At 41.2% G+C, this 17,205-nt stretch carries 10 protein-coding genes; 7 read left to right on the top strand and 3 right to left on the bottom strand.

The window, feature by feature from the left end; all coding sequences use genetic code 11:
* Positions 1-30: 30 nt before the first annotated feature.
* The 6 genes from KHS79_RS04970 (at position 31) to KHS79_RS04945 (ending at position 12,664) form a co-directional block, all read left to right on the top strand.
* Positions 31-3,417 carry a non-ribosomal peptide synthetase gene (locus tag KHS79_RS04970; protein WP_212717253.1) on the top strand — a complete coding sequence of 1,129 codons (3,387 nt, stop codon included), beginning with the start codon at positions 31-33 and terminating at the stop codon, positions 3,415-3,417.
* Positions 3,414-7,922 (top strand): non-ribosomal peptide synthetase, encoded by a 4,509-nt coding sequence (locus KHS79_RS04965; RefSeq protein WP_212717251.1) that lies wholly within the window; start codon positions 3,414-3,416, stop codon positions 7,920-7,922. Before KHS79_RS04970 ends, KHS79_RS04965 begins: the two co-directional genes overlap by 4 nt.
* Positions 7,923-7,976: 54 nt before the next feature.
* A complete protein-coding gene (locus KHS79_RS04960) occupies positions 7,977-8,180 on the top strand; it encodes an MbtH family protein (RefSeq protein WP_212717249.1) in 204 nt (67 codons plus the stop codon).
* Positions 8,181-8,296: 116 nt separating this feature from the next.
* Entirely contained in the window at positions 8,297-9,391 is a 1,095-nt protein-coding gene (locus KHS79_RS04955; protein WP_325167579.1) for a methyltransferase, read from the top strand.
* Between the two features lie 198 nt (positions 9,392-9,589).
* The gene (locus tag KHS79_RS04950; RefSeq protein WP_212717239.1) at positions 9,590-12,031 is read left to right on the top strand and encodes a M20/M25/M40 family metallo-hydrolase; all 2,442 of its coding nucleotides are present in this window, start codon (positions 9,590-9,592) and stop codon (positions 12,029-12,031) included.
* 99 nt (positions 12,032-12,130) lie between these two features.
* Positions 12,131-12,664, top strand: a complete 534-nt coding sequence (locus KHS79_RS04945; protein ID WP_212717237.1) for a cytochrome b — start codon at positions 12,131-12,133, stop codon at positions 12,662-12,664.
* 77 nt (positions 12,665-12,741) lie between these two features.
* On the opposite strand, the gene KHS79_RS04940 is transcribed toward KHS79_RS04945, so the two are convergent.
* Positions 12,742-13,353: a LysE family translocator gene (locus tag KHS79_RS04940; RefSeq protein WP_212717235.1), complete on the bottom strand. Its 612-nt coding sequence runs from the start codon at positions 13,351-13,353 to the stop codon at positions 12,742-12,744.
* A gap of 356 nt (positions 13,354-13,709) precedes the next feature.
* Between KHS79_RS04940 and KHS79_RS04935 the strand changes: the two genes are divergently transcribed.
* Positions 13,710-14,366, top strand: a complete 657-nt coding sequence (locus KHS79_RS04935; protein WP_027708459.1) for a GntR family transcriptional regulator — start codon at positions 13,710-13,712, stop codon at positions 14,364-14,366.
* Positions 14,367-14,417: 51 nt separating this feature from the next.
* Here KHS79_RS04935 and KHS79_RS04930 read toward each other — a convergent pair whose 3' ends face one another.
* Together KHS79_RS04930 and KHS79_RS04925 are read right to left on the bottom strand one after the other, a co-directional pair.
* Positions 14,418-16,022, bottom strand: coding sequence for a BCCT family transporter (locus KHS79_RS04930; RefSeq protein WP_051311458.1), 1,605 nt, complete (start codon positions 16,020-16,022; stop codon positions 14,418-14,420).
* Positions 16,023-16,080: 58 nt separating this feature from the next.
* A complete protein-coding gene (locus KHS79_RS04925) occupies positions 16,081-17,205 on the bottom strand; it encodes a mandelate racemase/muconate lactonizing enzyme family protein (RefSeq protein WP_212717233.1) in 1,125 nt (374 codons plus the stop codon).

The following is a 17,205-nucleotide window of genomic DNA, read 5'->3' as shown; positions in this document are numbered from 1 at the left end:
CACGTATCAGTTAGGGAGTAACAAGGAATTATGCCAGACCAGCAAAGGGTAACGTATCTTCCACAGCAGGCGGCGTCAACGGAATTAGCAGAATGCTATGTTTTTCCTGCATCAAGTGGACAACAGCGGCTTTGGTTTTTAGGGACTCTGGATCCCGAGTGGTTAAATGCCTATCTCATGTTAGTAAAACTGACCATAGAGGGACCACTTAATCAGGTCATTTTACAACGGGCATTGAATGAAATAGTAAAACGGCATGAAAGCCTGCGTACGCATCTGACTATCATTGATGACCAGCTTGTGCAAGTCATAGATCCTAACAGTACTGTTACAATATCTGTTTTGGATTGGCGCTTACTCAATGTTGGTGAACAGCAACAACGCCAGACTTACTTGGTTAGTGAGCTAAATCAAAATGTCTCACTCGAACAAAATCAGCAGCTGGTTCGCTTGGTGCTAGTTCGTCAAAAGGAGGAGCAAGCAACATTATATATCAGTGTCCATCATGCACTGGCGGATGGACAGTCTATGGAGCAGTTGGTGTCAGAGCTGCTAGCAGCTTACCAGGCGATATCGCTTGACCAACCCTTGCCGTTACCTACATTGCCTGTGCAATTTGCTGACTATGTGAGTTGGCAGCAGACGTGGTTACAAACACCTGAGGCGAAAGCGCAAGAGAATTACTGGATACATTTACTGGATGGTGCCTCTCCTTACCTTAACTTACCTACAGACTTGCCTCGACCATCAATACGCTCCTGTGCAGGACGCACCACCTCCTTTGCGATACCTGAGTCATTGCAAACCCAGGTTGCTGCCTTTAATGCAAAGCATGGTTTTTCCAATTATATGACCCTGCTAGCAGCCTATATTATTTTGCTTCATCGTTTTTCGGGCCAGGATGACTTTTTAGTCGGTGTGCCTGTGGCTAATCGTGTCCAAGAAGAGCTAAACCATGTTATTGGTTTTTTTGCTAATACCTTAGTGGTTCGCGCCCAATTGCAAGACAATTTATCAGTACTGGAGCTGCTCAACACAATAAGACAGCAAACATTGATGGCAATGGATCATCAGCAGTTACCCTTTGACGTTTTGGTCAATGCGCTGCAGCCTGAGCGAAGTCTTAGTTATAACCCTGTGTTTCAGACAATGTTTGGGTTATTTGCAGGAACACCTGTGGAGTTTAGCTGCCATGACTTACAGGTTAAACAACAGCCGGTTGCTTATCAGACATCAAAGTTTGATCTATCGCTATTTATGTTTGAGCAGGGGCAGCACTGGTCAGGTCTAATTGAATACAGTTCTCAGCTATTTAGCGAAGATACAATTCAGCAATTTATTAATATTTATATTGCTGCTTTATCTAGTCTCACAGTAGAGCCTTCAAGCGCTGTAGCTGACTTGCCTCTAGTTTCAAATAGTGAGGACACGCTGACGTTTCTGGGTAGTGGTGATCAACACGAGCAGTCAAATGAAGCTATCAGTTGTTTTTGGTCTGTGATAGCACAACAGAAAACTCTTCGTCCCGATAAGCTTGCTCTGGTCTCAGGAAGTATCTCGCTCACTTATAAACAGCTAGTTGACCAGGTTGAGCAATGGGCTGCTTGGTTTGATGCTCAGGGAGTGAGGGCTGGTCAGCGGGTCGTCATTTGCTTGCCAAGAACACCTGCAATGGTTATTGCATTATTGGCTGTTTACAAGCTGGGCGCTACTTATGTGCCTATTGACCCAGACTATCCTTCAGCACGAGTAAAGTTGACACTGGCTGATGCTGCTGCACATTGGTTACTGGTTACATCTAAAGATTATGAGTCGCTGCAGGAGATTAATCTCAAGGTCAATAATATAGCCTTAGTGGATGCATATGATGATACTGGAGGCTCGCTTCCTACTCGGCTGGACACTGCACCAAATATCTCACCCCAAAAAGTAGATACTGATGAATTATCTACTTATTCAGATTCCACATCACTGGCTTATTTGCTGTACACCTCAGGCTCTACGGGTAAACCAAAAGGCGTCATGGTTACCCGTGAGGGGGTGAACAACTTTCTATCCTCATTTTATCGGCGGTCACTGGTTAAACCTGAAGACCGATTAGCTGCGATCACGACGATTGCCTTTGATATTGCAGCACTAGAGTTATTTTTGCCTTTAATGTGTGGTGCACAGATTGTCCTAGTGGCAAGAGAGCAGGCCGGGGATGGCCAAGCGCTCATCGATATTATTCAACAACATCATATTTCAGTGATGCAGGCTACACCTGCAACCTGGCAGTTGTTAGCGGATGCAGGTTGGCTGCCCCCTTCATCATTTACTGCACTTTGTGGGGGAGAAGCCTTAACCGATAAGTTAGCAAGTCAGCTTCTAAGTGAAGGCGCTGAGGTATGGAACCTATATGGGCCGACAGAAACCACTATTTGGTCGCTATGTAAACAGCTTCAACCCCAACAAAAAGTGACCTTGGGTCAGCCACTGAGTAATACCACATTTTATGTCTTGGATAATAATCTATATCCAGTTGCACCAGGAATGTGTGGTGAATTATTTATAGGTGGACTGGGACTCGCTAAAGGGTATTGGCAGCAGCCAGGTCTGACAGCACGCGCTTTTATTCCTAACCCGTTTAACAGTGAACCAGGTGCTGTTACAGAGCAACGGTTATATCGCACAGGTGATAGAGTGCGGCGTCTGGCTAATGGTGAACTGGAGTTTCTTGGACGTGTTGATGAACAGGTTAAGCTGAGAGGATTCCGTATTGAGCTAGGAGAGATCAGGGCTATTTTATTGGATCAGCCTGGGGTGGCAGACGCGATTGTTATTAGTAGTGGAGACAGTAATCATACAAAACGAATTGTTGCCTATATTGTGTGGTCTGCAGCTACAAAATTGCTTAATCAAGATAATGAACTGCTGCTACAGCCATTATTTGCAGAGTTACAGAAGCAGTTACCAGGCTTTATGATGCCCTCATTCATTATTCCTGTGCCTTCGTTTCCTATGACACCTAATGGCAAGGTTGATAAGCAGCAGCTTCCATCTCCTACTGCATACTCTCAAACCGTTCAAACCAGCACTCGCTTACCCTCAACAGATACCCAAAGAGCATTGGCAGCAATTTGGCTTGGCTTACTTAAGTGTCAGCAGATTTCTATTGATGACAACTTTTTTGTGACTGGGGGGAACTCATTGTTAGCAGGACAGATGATACAGGCCGTTCAGCAACGTTTTGATGTTGCTTTACCTATGCGTGAAGTTTTTCTGGAGCCAACCATTGCCCATCTCAGTCAGGCGATTGACCGACTCAAGCAACAAGCAGCAGAAGCCTCTGCGGTTGAAGATCCCTTTGCGCACTTATCAGAAGCGACCGTTGATAGTTTATTGAGTGACCCACTTCTTGCGGAGAATATGTCATGAGTTTGTTAGTGAGTTCCAAGGAGCAGGAAGCTATTGCCCAGAAGCGCAAGGAGCTTCAGAAGATGCTTCAGCCCGGTCAAAGTAATCTTTCAGTTGAGCAGCTTCGCTTATGGACGCTTCATCAACTAGATGATTCTATGCCGATGCTGAACTTTTTTGCTTATCAATTGAAGGGCAACATTGATTTAGCAAGGCTTCAACAAAGCTGGGCTGAGGTGGTCAGTCAGCATGATGTACTGGGGTGTCATTTTAAGCCTTTTGGGCATACCGCATTGCGTATTCCCTGTCAGCAAAAGGATATCTTATTTAGTGTTGAGGCTAGCGCAGGAGAGCAAACAGCCAATGAGATTCTGATTGAGTGGCTGGAAACTGCAGTTAAGTCTCACCATGTCGCAGGGGAAATAGCTCAGAGCCAACTCGCGGCATTAACATTGAGAGCGTTAAGTACAGACAATTATCTGCTTTTACTAAAGGTATCGCGGCTAGCTGGGGATTTGACTGCTGGCCAATTAATCATTGAAAAGCTGCTTGCCAATTACCAAGCATTAAATACAAGCCTTACTCAGGCTTCAACAATAAAACCACTATCAAAAATCAGCTCATTTACTGAGTTTGCCCTGTATGAGCGTAACTGGTTAAAGTCATCAGCGGCAAAAAAAGCCCTTAGTTTCTGGCAGTCAGCGTTAGAGGATGTACCTCCTTTAAAATTACCAACAGACTTTCCTCGGCCAGCAATTAAAACGAACCATTGTGCGGCTGAAGTCCTTTGGGTAGAAAGTAAAGTCTTGGTGGGTCTTCAAGCGCAATGTCAGAGCTTAAAGGTTGACTTACATGACATACTGCTGAGTACCGTTTTTTTACAGTTAAATCGCTATACAAATCAAACTAAATTTGCACTTGGAATTAAAGTCGATCGTCGGAAACATGAATTTCAACATGTGATTGGTCCGGTTGATAACTGGCTGCCTTTATGTGCAGAAGTTAATACAGAAGTTTCTTTTGCGACTTTCCTGAACTCGATCGTGGCGCAGCGAGCAGCGGTAACAGCTCAGGGCTTTCTACCCTTTGCTTCAATGGTTGAGCAGTTACAGCCTGATCGGGATCTGAGCAGAACACCTTTTTATCAGGTGATGTTTTTATTTGAAGATCTACATATCAATCAGCAACTGTCAGCGAAGGACGACTTGCAAGCAGAGGCTTTATCTTTACCTCAGCAAAATACGCATACTGATATAACGTTGACTGTTTCTCTGACCTCTCAAGGTTTACAGTTAAGAGCTGATTACAACACCGATCTCTTTGGTGCTAAGACTATACAGCGATTGCTTGGCCATTGGCGACAGCTTATCGGCTACATTACTGAAAATCCTCAGCAAATGTGCCATTTATTACCCCTCTTAACTGATGCTGAGCAAACTACACTTTTGCAGGTGTGGAATGCTACCGAACAGCACTTTTTATCAAATGCTGCATTACACCACCTTATTGAGCATCAGGCAGCCAATACACCAAATGCTCTGAGTGTCTTGTGTGAGGGAGAAAAACTGACCTATCAGGGGTTAAATGAGCGTGCCAATCAGTTGGCCTGTTATTTGTGTCAGGTATTAGCGAAACCAAAAGGTCTTGATGAAGCGCGTGTTGCCATTTGTCTGGAACGCACTGTAGAAATGGTGGTGGCGATGTTAGCAGTGCTGAAAGCAGGAGGAGTTTTTGTACCTGTTGACCCTGCTTACCCCGAAGAGCGCTTGGCGCATATGCTAACAGACAGTGATGCCCAGTGTTTAATAACGGAGCAAGGGGTATGGCAGGAACTTCAAAGTAAAGAAGTTTTAACACCTTTGTTGACAGGTCAATCATTACTAACCGTTAAAATCGATCAGCAATGGCCTGTGATTGCTGGAGGCTCTCAAGATAATCTGCAGCTTAAAATAACACCAGAGCATTTGGCTTATCTAATTTATACATCAGGCTCTACTGGAGCACCTAAGGCCGTGATGGTAACACACCGAGGTGTAGTCAATAATTTGTGTTGGCGAAAATCTGTTTGGCCTCTTGCTGGTGGGGATCGAGTTTTACAGAATTTTTCTTTTAGTTTTGATCCTGCTATCTGGGCTACTTTTTTTCCTCTCATTACAGGTGCTTGTACTGTTATTGCACCAACCCGAGTTAGTGCTGATCACTTAACGTTGATTGATTACCTCCAGCGTCACAAAATTACGCTGTTGGGGGGGGTGCCATCAGTGTTGGCATTATTAGCTGAAGAGCCAAGTTTTGCTGCATGCTCTCAATTAAAGTACTTATTAAGTGGTGGCGAAGCATTTCCTCGCAAAGTCTTTAATAAACTGAACAGTATGGTGCCAGCGAAAGTCTTTAATTTATATGGTCCTACTGAAACAACCATCGATGTGACTTGTTGTGAGCACCCTGAACCCTCACTGGATATTGTGCCATTAGGAAAACCTACTGCTAATGTTCAGGTTTATATTCTTGATGAGTATTTTCAGGTTGTGCCTGTTGGTGTTGTTGGTGAGATTTTTATTGGTGGAGCTGGTTTAGCTCGGGGTTACAATAAACGACCCGGTATGACTGCCCAGCGATTTTTGCCTGATCCATTTTCTAAAAAGCCATCTGCAAGGATATACCGGACAGGTGATCGTGGCCGTTATTTAGTCGATGGCTCAATTGAATATTTAGGTCGTGTTGATGACCAGGTTAAAGTCAATGGTTATAGGATTGAGCTGGGGGAAGTTGAAACTGCATTGCGCATGCATCCTGCAGTTAATGATGCTGTGGTGCTGGTGCGTACGAGTGATTCTGGTATCGCCAGGCTAGTTGCCTTTGTTGCTACTAAAGATACGGATTTAACTACGGAGGGTTTACAGCAATTTTTGGCAGAATTATTACCTTCACATATGACCCCTGCAATTATTACATTGTTAGAGCAGTTGCCCCATACCCAAAATGGAAAAGTAGATAAATCATCGTTACCTGATACTCAAGTAGAGCGCTCAGTAGCATTGGGTGAATGTGTGGCGCCTCGTACAGCATTAGAGCGTGTGATTGCACAGGACTTTATCAGTGTACTAGGCCTTAATGAAATCAGTATTCATGATGATTTTTTTGCGTTGGGCGGTACATCGATTATTTTGTCTCAGTTGGCTGCACGTTTGTTAAAACGATACGACATACCTGTTCCCATTCATCGTTTCTTTAGTACACCTACGGTTGCGGGAGTGGTTGAAGTTATTGAGTTCTATCAGCGTGAAGGAGTGCAGGCCGTTATTGCTGACCAACATGCTTCCCGCTTAATGAAAGATGCGACATTAGCGGATGATATTACACCGAATGACTTACCTCTTTGTGATTTTGAAAATCCAACAACTGTATTATTAACAGGAGCAACGGGGTATTTGGGTGCATTTTTATTAGAGCAGCTTTTACTACGTACACAGGCTAATATTTATTGCTTGGTAAGAGCTAAAAGTGAAGAGCAAGCATTCAAAAGAATTCGTCAGGTAATGGTGCAGTATCTAATTTGGGATGAGCAGTATGAGCATCGTATTAAACCACTGGTTGGTGATTTGGGTTTACCAAGGCTTGGACTCGATGAAGCTCAGTGGGAAATACTAGCTGATACAATACAGGCTATCTATCATAATGGAGCTTTAGTCAACTTTGTTTATCCCTACTCAGCACTGCGTGCACCTAATGTGCAAGGTACACAAGAAGTATTGCGCTTAGCATGTACGAAGCAGTTAAAGGCAGTACATTATGTCTCAACAATTGATGTACTACTTTCAACGCATAGCACACGACCTTTTATTGAAAATAATGAGCCTTTACAGAATCCAGTATCTGTACCTGAAGGTTATACTGGGAGTAAATGGGTTGCTGAAAAAGTAGTTGATATCGGTCGGCAACGAGGTATCCCAATTACCATTTTTAGACCAGGTTTAGTGATTAGCCATAGTGAAACAGGGGCAACCCAAACCAATGATTATTTATTGGTTGCGTTACGTGGTTTTTTACCGATGAGCATTATTCCAGATTATCCTCGTATTTTTGATACAGTCCCAGTTGATTATGTTGCCAAATCAATAGTGCATATATCCTTAAATAAAAATAATACGAATAATTTCTATCATTTATTCAATCCTGCTCCCGTCTCATTATTACGTTTTTGCGACTGGGTACGCTCATTTGGTTACACTTTTGATATTGTGCCTTTTGAAGAAGGACGAGAAAAAGCATTAACCGTTAGTGCTGACCATCCTTTGTACTCATTAGTGCCACTTATTCGAGATGCGGAAGCTAATCCACAAAAGGCGCTGGACCCTTTGCATATGGATGAGTTGCAACCGACACGTGAATGTCAAAATACCATTAATGCGCTAGCGGGTAGTGATATTAATTGTCCTCCTATGAGTGAAAAACTGGCCCATCAATGTTTACAGTATTTAGTTGATATTCAATTTCTTCCGGCACCTGAACAGGCCGTAGTGTAACTACATTGAGTCGGTGTAAAGGTAACTAGTTGAAGAAACAGGGAGTTAAAAAGCATGTCTGGATTTCTGTCTAACGATGATCGTGTTGAGTGTAAAGTTGTTGTGAATGAAGAGCTGCAGTATTCCATTTGGCCCAGAGAGCAACCATGTCCTTTAGGCTGGAAAGAGGAAGGATTTAAGGGCGTTCGCTCTGACTGTGTGGCTTATATTGATGAAGTATGGGTCGATATGAGACCACGTTCTGTTCGTACTGAATAAAAAACTACGGCACAATATTTTTTAAGAAATAATAAAAATTGAAAAGGCTTACTAATCCTATTTAAAAGGCATAGCTCTTTTGAGTCACAGGTAAGTAAATAAGGAGATTGAAAAAAATGGGTCTACACCAAAAAGACGTAATGTCAACGACAAAAAATGTCCACTCTATCGCTCACCAGCGTAAACCGTTAACAATGGAAGACTTAACGCCTATTCTATTTGGCGCTTCTGCATTTCAGTATTTAAATGCGGCATGTGATATAGGTTTATTAGATTTATTACATGAGAAACCTAATTTAAACAAAGAAGAAATTGCTGAAGTACTGAATTTACAACCCCGTGCTATTGATATTCTATTATTAGGCACAAACTCGCTTGGGCTAACAGAAATAACAGAGCAAGGGTATGTAAATGCTGATGTCATTGAGCAACTGATTACGGCTGGACAATGGCAAATTTTTAAAGATGTTGTTGGCTTTGAGCAGCATGTGGTTTATGAGGGACAGGTTGATTTTAGTGAATCTTTAAAAACAAACAGTAATGTCGGCATTCGTCGTATTCGTGGCTCCGGTAGAGATTTATATCACCGTTTATCAGAGAATCCTCAGATGGAACAGGCTTTTTATAATTATATGCATTCCTGGTCTGAGCTGAGTAACCCGCTTTTATGGCAACACGCAGACTTTAGTAGTGTCAAAAAAGTGATAGATGTTGGAGGGGGAACTGGCGTGAATGCAATTGCTTTGGCAAAAGCATTTCCTCATTTGGAAATTACGATTCTTGAAATTGCTGGAACAGTGCCTATTGCCAGACAACGAATTGCAAAAGAGGGCTTAGAAGATCGTATTCATGTGGTTCAATGCGATATGTTTCATGATCATTTTCCTCAGGGGCATGATTGTGTTTTATTTTCACATCAGTTAGTGATATGGACACCTGAACAAAATATTGAACTACTAAAAAAAGCTCAAGAAGTATTACCTACTGGAGGTAAAGTTATTATATTTAACTCTATCTCAAATGATAAAGGGGATGGTCCTCTTATGGCTGCGTTAGACAGTGTGTATTTTGCGGCAATCCCTGCTGAAGGTGGAATGATTTATGCCTGGCGTCAATATATGGAGTGGTTGGATGCTGCAGGGTTTAAAGATGCCAAAGCTATTGACTGCGAAGGTTGGACGCCTCATGGCATTATTGAAGCAACTAAATAAATCGAGCGGAAACAATGAACACCTGATGTTCAGAGTAAGTTAATGGCTAAGGAATAATGAGTAATTTATATTGCTGTTAAATAAACTCTGAGAGTAGAAAAGCCGTTAATATCCATTGTATTAACGGCTTTTCATGTTGCATATTATTGTATGTGCTTGCAATTATAGTATCGCTATCTATTTCTATAGAAAAACATTATGTATTCGGACTTGCCTGAAAAAAAAATAGATGGTTACCTACAATCCATGGTAACTGTAGAAAAGAGTAATGACAGACTACCAGTTTTTTTCTGTGTCGTTGCTATTGTGGTGTTGGTCTTCTTAATAAGTTATATGTTACAACCACCCAAGCCATTGCCGACTGATGCCAGTAATACACTTTTTTCTGCCAAGCGTGCTCAGGCTATTTACAAAAAAATATTTTTTCCAGAAAAACCGCACCCAACAGGGAGCTTGGCACAACAGGATGTTAGACTGCGCTTAGTTCAGCAACTTGATTCTTTAGGGTTATTGCCAAAAGTACGTATTGGAGAAGCGTGCAATGGTAATCGTTGTGGACTAGTGAGTAATATCTTGGCTGTTATTCCAGGTAAGAACTCAGGTAAAAAAATCGTCTTAACGGCTCACTATGACTCGGTGAATGCTTCAGCGGGCGCTGCAGATAATGCGATTAATGTGGCTAGCCTTGTTGAAGTTGCTAAAGCGCTATTGCATCAAGGAAACTTAAACGGGGATATCATATTACTGTTTACAGATGCTGAAGAACAAGGTTTACTTGGAGCATCATTATTTTTAGAAAATCCACTCTTTGACGCTGTAGACTATATTATTAATCTTGAGGCTCGAGGTAATCAAGGACTCAGTTTTTTAATTGAGTCTGGTAGCAATCAAGCCTTGACAGCTTTGGCTGCAGCAAAAGCACTTAGTCGTCCGGCAGGAAATTCCATTGCACCGTTTATTTACACGCATCTACCTAATGCATCAGATATGTCGATTTATTTACCAAAAGGTAAATCTGGGGCTCACTTTGCATTTTTTTCAAATATTTATCATTACCACACCCCTCTAGACTCGATAGATAATATTGACTTGGGAAGTGTACAGCATCAAGGTAATAATGTACTCGAATTAGTCAAATATATTGATTCACTTGACGAAAAGTCATTAAATCAAACGTTGAATAAAGAAAGTTTGGTATATTTTGATGTATTGACTCGATGGATTATTCATTGGGATATGAAGTGGACATTACCTGCAATGTTATTGTTTGGTGTAGCATTTATATGGTTGGGTATAGGTGTAGCTCAACATTATGGTGGATGGCGAAAACAATTAAGTCAAATCGGGTTAGGTTTTATTTGTGTCCCTGTTGCTTGTATTTTGGCATTTGCACTCACGCTAAGTGTAGAAATGTTATTAAAGCTCATCACGAAATCAGCTGTTCCTTGGAGTGCTTATCCTTATGTAACACTATCACTACAGGTCATATTAGCTATATTTGTAGTAATGTTGCTAGTTAAAAAACTCATTAAAAGCCAGCGCCAGAGTAGTTTACATTTTTGGTTGGGAATATGGGGTGTTTATGTTGTTTTAGGACTTATTTCTTCTATGATGTTAGCAGTGGCTTCTTATTTATTTATTGTGCCGCTAGTCGTAGTTGTTTTATGTCTTGCATTATTAAAGTTTAATAGTTCAGTGAAGACTAACAATATATATTGGTTACAGGTTTTATGTTGGGTACCTGTATGTTTGCTTTGGTTACCATTAACTTTTTGGATTGTTGATGGTATTGGTATTATGAGCTGTGCCATAATCACCATACCTGTTGTCTTATTAGCTATGCCGCTAACTGTTATCATAAGTCAAATAGTAGGTTCTCGGGGTATAATTTGTAGTATTGCTCTTGTTATATCAGCTTTGTTTGTAACGGCACTATATTTACCTGTCAATAATAAACTTCATCCCGGTGTTCTCAATCATTGGGTTTATCAGAATGAGTCTGAACACTTTAGTCGTCATTATTACGCGTTTGTGCCAATGGATTTGTTTGGCAGTGAAGTGATACCACCTAAGCTATTAAAGAATGTAGAGGGGCCGAGTCCAACGCCAGACTTTATTCCAGCACCGTGGTATCAAGTTTTTGTGAAAAAGAGAGATGTTATTAATATAAAAAGCCCTCAGTTAACACCATGGAATGCATTTGAAAGCATTGAAAAGAGTGAACATACAGATTATAAGGGAAATTCATCAATGCTTAATACATTTCGAGTTAAGTCTAGAAGACAATCACCTTACCTATATATCAAGCTAGATAGTCCACATCATCAATTGGCGTTAATGCCAAGTGTTGTTGGAGGTAAAATTTCTGTCAAGCCTTTGTGGCAGGGTAATGAATTATATTATGTTGGATTACTCCCAGAGGGTATAGTATTGAATGTGAAAGGTCCTAGGCATAGCTCTGATAAACTTACTTTAACTGTTGTTGACTTAGCCCCTATGAGATCATCCGATAAAAGTGCTATTTCAGCCTTACGTAATGAGCTTGATGCAACACCTTCAGGTATTGGTGATTTATTAGCAGCAGGGAAACAAGTCAGGTTGAGCTTAAAACCGGAAAGTGGGTTGGAAATTATACATTAACTTTTACTTATCATTCTTGCTATTAAATTATTTAAAACTGTAATAGTATTAACAGGCCCTAGCAACCTTATATTACAAAACATGGAGGTTAACTATTAAATGAATGATTATAAAAAGTATTCACTCTCTATTCGATTAATTCATTGGGTAATGGCACTATTGATTGCAATTCAGTTTATCTCGGTTTTATATGCAAAAGCGATGGGGGAGGAAGGAAGTTTAACTTTTTTGATGATACAGCTACATCACGCTAGTGGAATATTGGTGTTGTTATTTTTAGTTTTGAGAATTGTGGCTCGTAATATGGGAGAGTACCCTGAATTACCTGAAACTTACTTTTCTAAGCGTGAGCAAACTCATGCAAAAATAGGGCAATTTTTACTTTATACTATGATGTTATTTATGCCTGTGACAGGCTATATTATTATGGATAGTAGCCCATATAATGTACACTTTTTTCAGTTTGCTATGCCTGATATTATGCAAGAAAAAGAGTCAACTATGAATTTAGTTATGAGATTGCATGAAATCGGAGCATGGGTTATTGGCTTTTTTGTACTTGGACACATAGCTTTAGTTATTAAGCACCACTTTGGCAAAAGGGGAGCCATGCTTGTCCGTAGGATGCTTTAAAGCTATTTTATCAAAGTAGTCAGCACCTCTTTTAACAAAATTTAAACAAGATATTTGGGGAGCACGGTTACGAGCCTTCAAGTTAAAGCGACCTTTAAAGCTAATATTATTAAAATACACCCCATGATACGGTCTAGCCAAACTGAGTATTTATTAAGTTTGCTTAATACTGTGGGTTTAGAAAGTAATACCGCAATGGTTGAGTACCATAACCCATCGACTAGAAAAGGGATAATAACGAGGAGGGTTTGGTTAATAAAGGATGCATTAGGAGAGATGAATTGGCTAAATAAAGACAAAAACCATAGTGCAATTTTTGGATTGAGAAAAGCTATTAGGAATCCATCGCATAAAGCCTCTCTTACGGATAGCTTATTTTCGGAGCTTTCACTGTGAATACTTTTCCCTTTGGAGCATAAACTTTTGATCCCTAACCATGCTAAATAGAGTGCACCAAGGTACATTACAACATTAAATGCAAGTGGAAATTGTTTGATTACTACTGAAAGGCCAATTACTGTAAACAATGCATACATTGCAAATCCTGTTGCATGAGACCAGGCTGTCATTAATCCATGTGAACGCCCACCGTTCATTGTATGCTTTATCACTACAGCAAGACTAGGGCCTGGTGACATCGCGCCAAGCAAACAAACAAGAAGTACTGAAGTCAGGATGGTTAATGTCATATTTTTAACTACAAGTTACTGATTCGATAGTCTGGAGAAATGTACTCTAATTCTCATATATACCCACAGCGAAGGATTTTTAGGGGCGGTGGTCAAGAGCGATGACAACAAACCCTCAAATTGATTTGCGAAGGGTATAGAAGTGCTTATCTTACAGCCTCAATTTAAGAAAGTAACGTTAGGATATTTAATTGCCATATAAGGTTGCTGATACCCTCCACGGTAAGTGGAATTGAACTCTTCCTGAGTTGTCATGAAAGCTACACAGATTTGTAAATGGCAGGTAAAACTTGAATCAAACCATTTTTAGCAATACGCTAGATTCCGGGTGATTCATTTATTGAGCTATTGACTACATGAAGTTTTCTAAACAGAGCTTAGAAGAGCAAGCGGTTGAGTACCTTCGGGAAAAAATTATTTCTGGAGTCTATGGGGTTGGTGAAAAGCTGGTTGAGAGCACGCTTTCCAAAGATTTAGAGCTGTCCCGTACGACCATTAGAATGGCGTTGAATACGTTAGCAAATGAGGGGTTAGTCATCCAAAAACCTTATGCTGGCTGGCGTGTTGTCTCTTTCTCTGAAGACGATCTTTGGGAGATTTATCATTTGCGTGTGGCTTTCGAAAGCCAGGCTGCGGAGATGCTGGCGGAGCGAATAACGGATGAAAAACGAGAAAAGTTAAAAGCATTCTTTGAGCAATATGTTGCGCTATGTGAATCTGATAATGTTTGTCTGAATGACATATGCCAGTTTGACTTAAAGCTACACCAGCTTATTGTGGTGCTTAGTGGGAGTCAAAGGCTTGCTCGCATGTACAATAGCGTACTAAATCAATTACTGATGTTTATACACATGACTCATTTAGATTTTGATGCGAAGGAAAGTGCTAATAGTCATACGTCACTTGTGGAGGCTATCTGCCAAGGTCAGCCAGCATTGGCAGGAAAGTTAGCAAAAGAAAATATTACTACCTTTACTGAATTAGGTAAAAAGTTAAAAGAAAGTCGAAAATAAAAAAGCCGAGATTTTAATCTCGGCTTAACTGGTTGTGTGAAATCTTTTAAGCTAGCTTTCAGTTGCAACAGTAGCGGCAGGGATTGCAACATCATCTTTGGGGATAATATCTGACTCCTGCATTATTTGCTCTGCTGTTTGTAGACCATAATCTGTTTTTAGCCAATTGATGAAGCCATACACCATGTAACACAGAATAAATGTGAGCGGTATCGAGGTCACGATGGCGCAGGTTTTTATGGTATTTAAAGGCGCATTTATAAACAGCATAGCCAGTGGTACTGCGGCTAGTAAAATACACCAAAACAGTCTGTGCATGGGTGATGGGTCTTCTCCAGCTTTTAGTCCAGGGGTCACAGTTGCGGCCATGGTAAAAGCAGCTGAATCAAGAGTTGTTGCTAAGAACAAAATTGAGATTGCAGCAAATAGAATGATGAATATGGTACTCATCGGTAAAGTATTGAGAAGCTGTACAATCGCTGGGTTACCTTGGCCTGCTGCAACAAGTCCGGCAACATCGACGGCATTTGTAATATTCGCATGTTGCGAAAAATTACCGATGATACCAAAGAAGAAGAAGCAACCTGCACTACCACTTACCAGCATATTACTTATGACTGCACGTATGGTACGCCCTTTGGATACTTTGGTGACAAATAAGCCGACAAATGGTGTATAGGTAATCCAGTATAGCCAGTAGAAAATGGTCCAACCTTCTGGGAAGCCGCCGTTATCAACAGGATCTGTCCACAGGCTCATCTTAATAAAGTTTTGGAACATGGTGCCTAGGCCATTCACTGTTGATTTTGTAATGTACAGCGTTGGTCCAATTAAAAAGACGGCCAGACAAAATCCAATTGCCAAGTAAGTATTCATGCTGCTAATACGTGCCATCCCTTTACTAATGCCTACATAAGAACTTAGGGAAAAGACTGCAGAAATAAGCAGGATGATTGATAAGTTCATCCCAAAGCTTGGTTGAATACCCATGATTGAGGCAAGGATTTCTGCCACCATAGGTACTGAAACCCCTAAGGTGATTGAAAGGCCGCCAAAACAGGTAAAAATAAAGATGGTGTCAATAACGCGACAGGTGCTACGCCATAAGGGAGTTGATTCCTTCTTGCCGCGTACAGCAGAACAGACTGCAGATAAACTTAAACCAGGGTTTTTACGTACATGGAAATGGTAAGCAACAGGCAGTGCAGCTATGCAGTAAGTTGACCAGGCACTAACTCCCCAATGAAATAGGTTATAAGCAGTACTGATTTCATAGGCTGCGGTGGTTCCAGCATCAACACCTAAGGGAGGGGCGTTGAAGTAGTATGCCCACTCAGCAAATGCCCAATAAACAGTGGCTGAGCCTAAGCCAGCACAAATCATCATAGCTACCCAACTAAATGTTGAATAGTCGGGTGTACCTTCACCTAGTTTGATATTGCCATATTTACTAAAGGCAAGTAGCACAAGAAATATGACAGCACCGAATACAGCCAGTAATACCGGCGTGCCAAAGATCGCTGTCAGTAGGTTAAACAAGTAGTTTGCACCAGCTTTACCGGCTTCAGGAAACATTGTCAGGCTAATAACAATGATGCCAACGGTGATAAGGCTAGTCGTGAGTAGAAATGAGTCTAATTTTTTTGTCGTTTTCATCGGTATCTCCTTTGCGCATTCCTTATGTTTGTCGTGAAGGAATGCGCAACTGAAAGGATTACATCACCTGATATCTTTTTATAATCTGTTCATTTAGCGCGATGCCCAGCCCTGGGCGGTCAGGAACTTCCAAATAACCTTGGTCGAAACGTATCGGATCAATGACAAGTCCATTGTCATTGGCTAACAGGCTTGGACTTTCTGAGTACTCCATCAGGGTGCCATGCTCTGTTGCAGCAAGAAAATGTACTGATGCTGCAAGCAGGATTCCTGTACTGAAACCATGTGGAATCAGTTGCACCCCATATAACTGCGCTAAATCATTTATTTTGCGCATTTCAGTGATACCACCGCAGCGGGTAATATCCGGTTGCACAATATCGGGCTGGTGAAACTCAAGAAAATCTTTAAATTCATAACGGGTTGTGAGCGCTTCACCTCCCGCAATTTTTTGCGGCACTTGGCTAGCAAGCTTTTGATAGCCGTAGCGGTCATCGGCTAATAAGGGTTCTTCAATCCAATTCAGATTGAATGGTTCAAGTCGCTTGCACATGGCAAGTGTATGGCCGGCGGTTTTCCAACGAGTCGCTAAATCAATTTGCAACTCAATATCATTCCCAACAGCCTCACGGATACTTTTCACGGTTTGATAATCTGTATCAGGATGATTACCCAAAATACCACCACCAAACTTAATACTGGTAAACCCTTTTTTTACCAGATTTTGCGCAAATTTAATATTTTCTTGAGCACAGTCAACAGGAATAAAGGTGCCATAGGCTTTTATTTTATTTCGATATTTTCCTCCTAAAAGTGTATGTAATGGAACGTCATAAAATTGTGCGGCGATATCCCAAAGTGCAATATCAATTGCACTAATAGCATGAATCCCTGCACCACGACGTCCAACATAGTTGGATGACCAGTACATTTTTTGCCACAAACGCTCTATTTCAAGAGGATTTTCGCCAATTAATAAGGTTTTTAATCCATTGCAATAAAGGTTTGAATTGGGGGCTTCAATAAGGGCTTTTATAACCATGGGTGAGCTATCTGCTTCTCCCAAGCCAGTAATGCCTTTATCGGTATGGACACGTACAACCAATGCATCTTCACCCCATTCACATTCCTCATCTATTGCAGGTATGCGTAGGTGAATAACTTCAACATCGGTAATTTTCAT

This window comes from Zooshikella ganghwensis, from assembly GCF_018263875.1.
Taxonomy (GTDB): domain Bacteria; phylum Pseudomonadota; class Gammaproteobacteria; order Pseudomonadales; family Zooshikellaceae; genus Zooshikella; species Zooshikella ganghwensis.
Note: the sequence above shows the minus strand (reverse complement) of the source record. Positions and strands in the feature narration are given on the sequence as shown.

Bases quoted from the DNA above. Each gene is read 5' to 3' on its own strand.
- KHS79_RS04930 (WP_051311458.1), bottom strand. From the start codon at position 16,022: ATGAAAACGACAAAAAAATTAGACTCATTTCTACTCACGACTAGCCTT.
- KHS79_RS04935 (WP_027708459.1), top strand. From the start codon at position 13,710: ATGAAGTTTTCTAAACAGAGCTTAGAAGAGCAAGCGGTTGAGTACCTT.
- KHS79_RS04940 (WP_212717235.1), bottom strand. From the start codon at position 13,353: ATGACATTAACCATCCTGACTTCAGTACTTCTTGTTTGTTTGCTTGGC.
- KHS79_RS04970 (WP_212717253.1), top strand. From the start codon at position 31: ATGCCAGACCAGCAAAGGGTAACGTATCTTCCACAGCAGGCGGCGTCA.
- KHS79_RS04965 (WP_212717251.1), top strand. From the start codon at position 3,414: ATGAGTTTGTTAGTGAGTTCCAAGGAGCAGGAAGCTATTGCCCAGAAG.
- KHS79_RS04945 (WP_212717237.1), top strand. From the start codon at position 12,131: ATGAATGATTATAAAAAGTATTCACTCTCTATTCGATTAATTCATTGG.
- KHS79_RS04925 (WP_212717233.1), bottom strand. From the start codon at position 17,205: ATGAAAATTACCGATGTTGAAGTTATTCACCTACGCATACCTGCAATA.
- KHS79_RS04950 (WP_212717239.1), top strand. From the start codon at position 9,590: ATGTATTCGGACTTGCCTGAAAAAAAAATAGATGGTTACCTACAATCC.
- KHS79_RS04960 (WP_212717249.1), top strand. From the start codon at position 7,977: ATGTCTGGATTTCTGTCTAACGATGATCGTGTTGAGTGTAAAGTTGTT.
- KHS79_RS04955 (WP_325167579.1), top strand. From the start codon at position 8,297: ATGGGTCTACACCAAAAAGACGTAATGTCAACGACAAAAAATGTCCAC.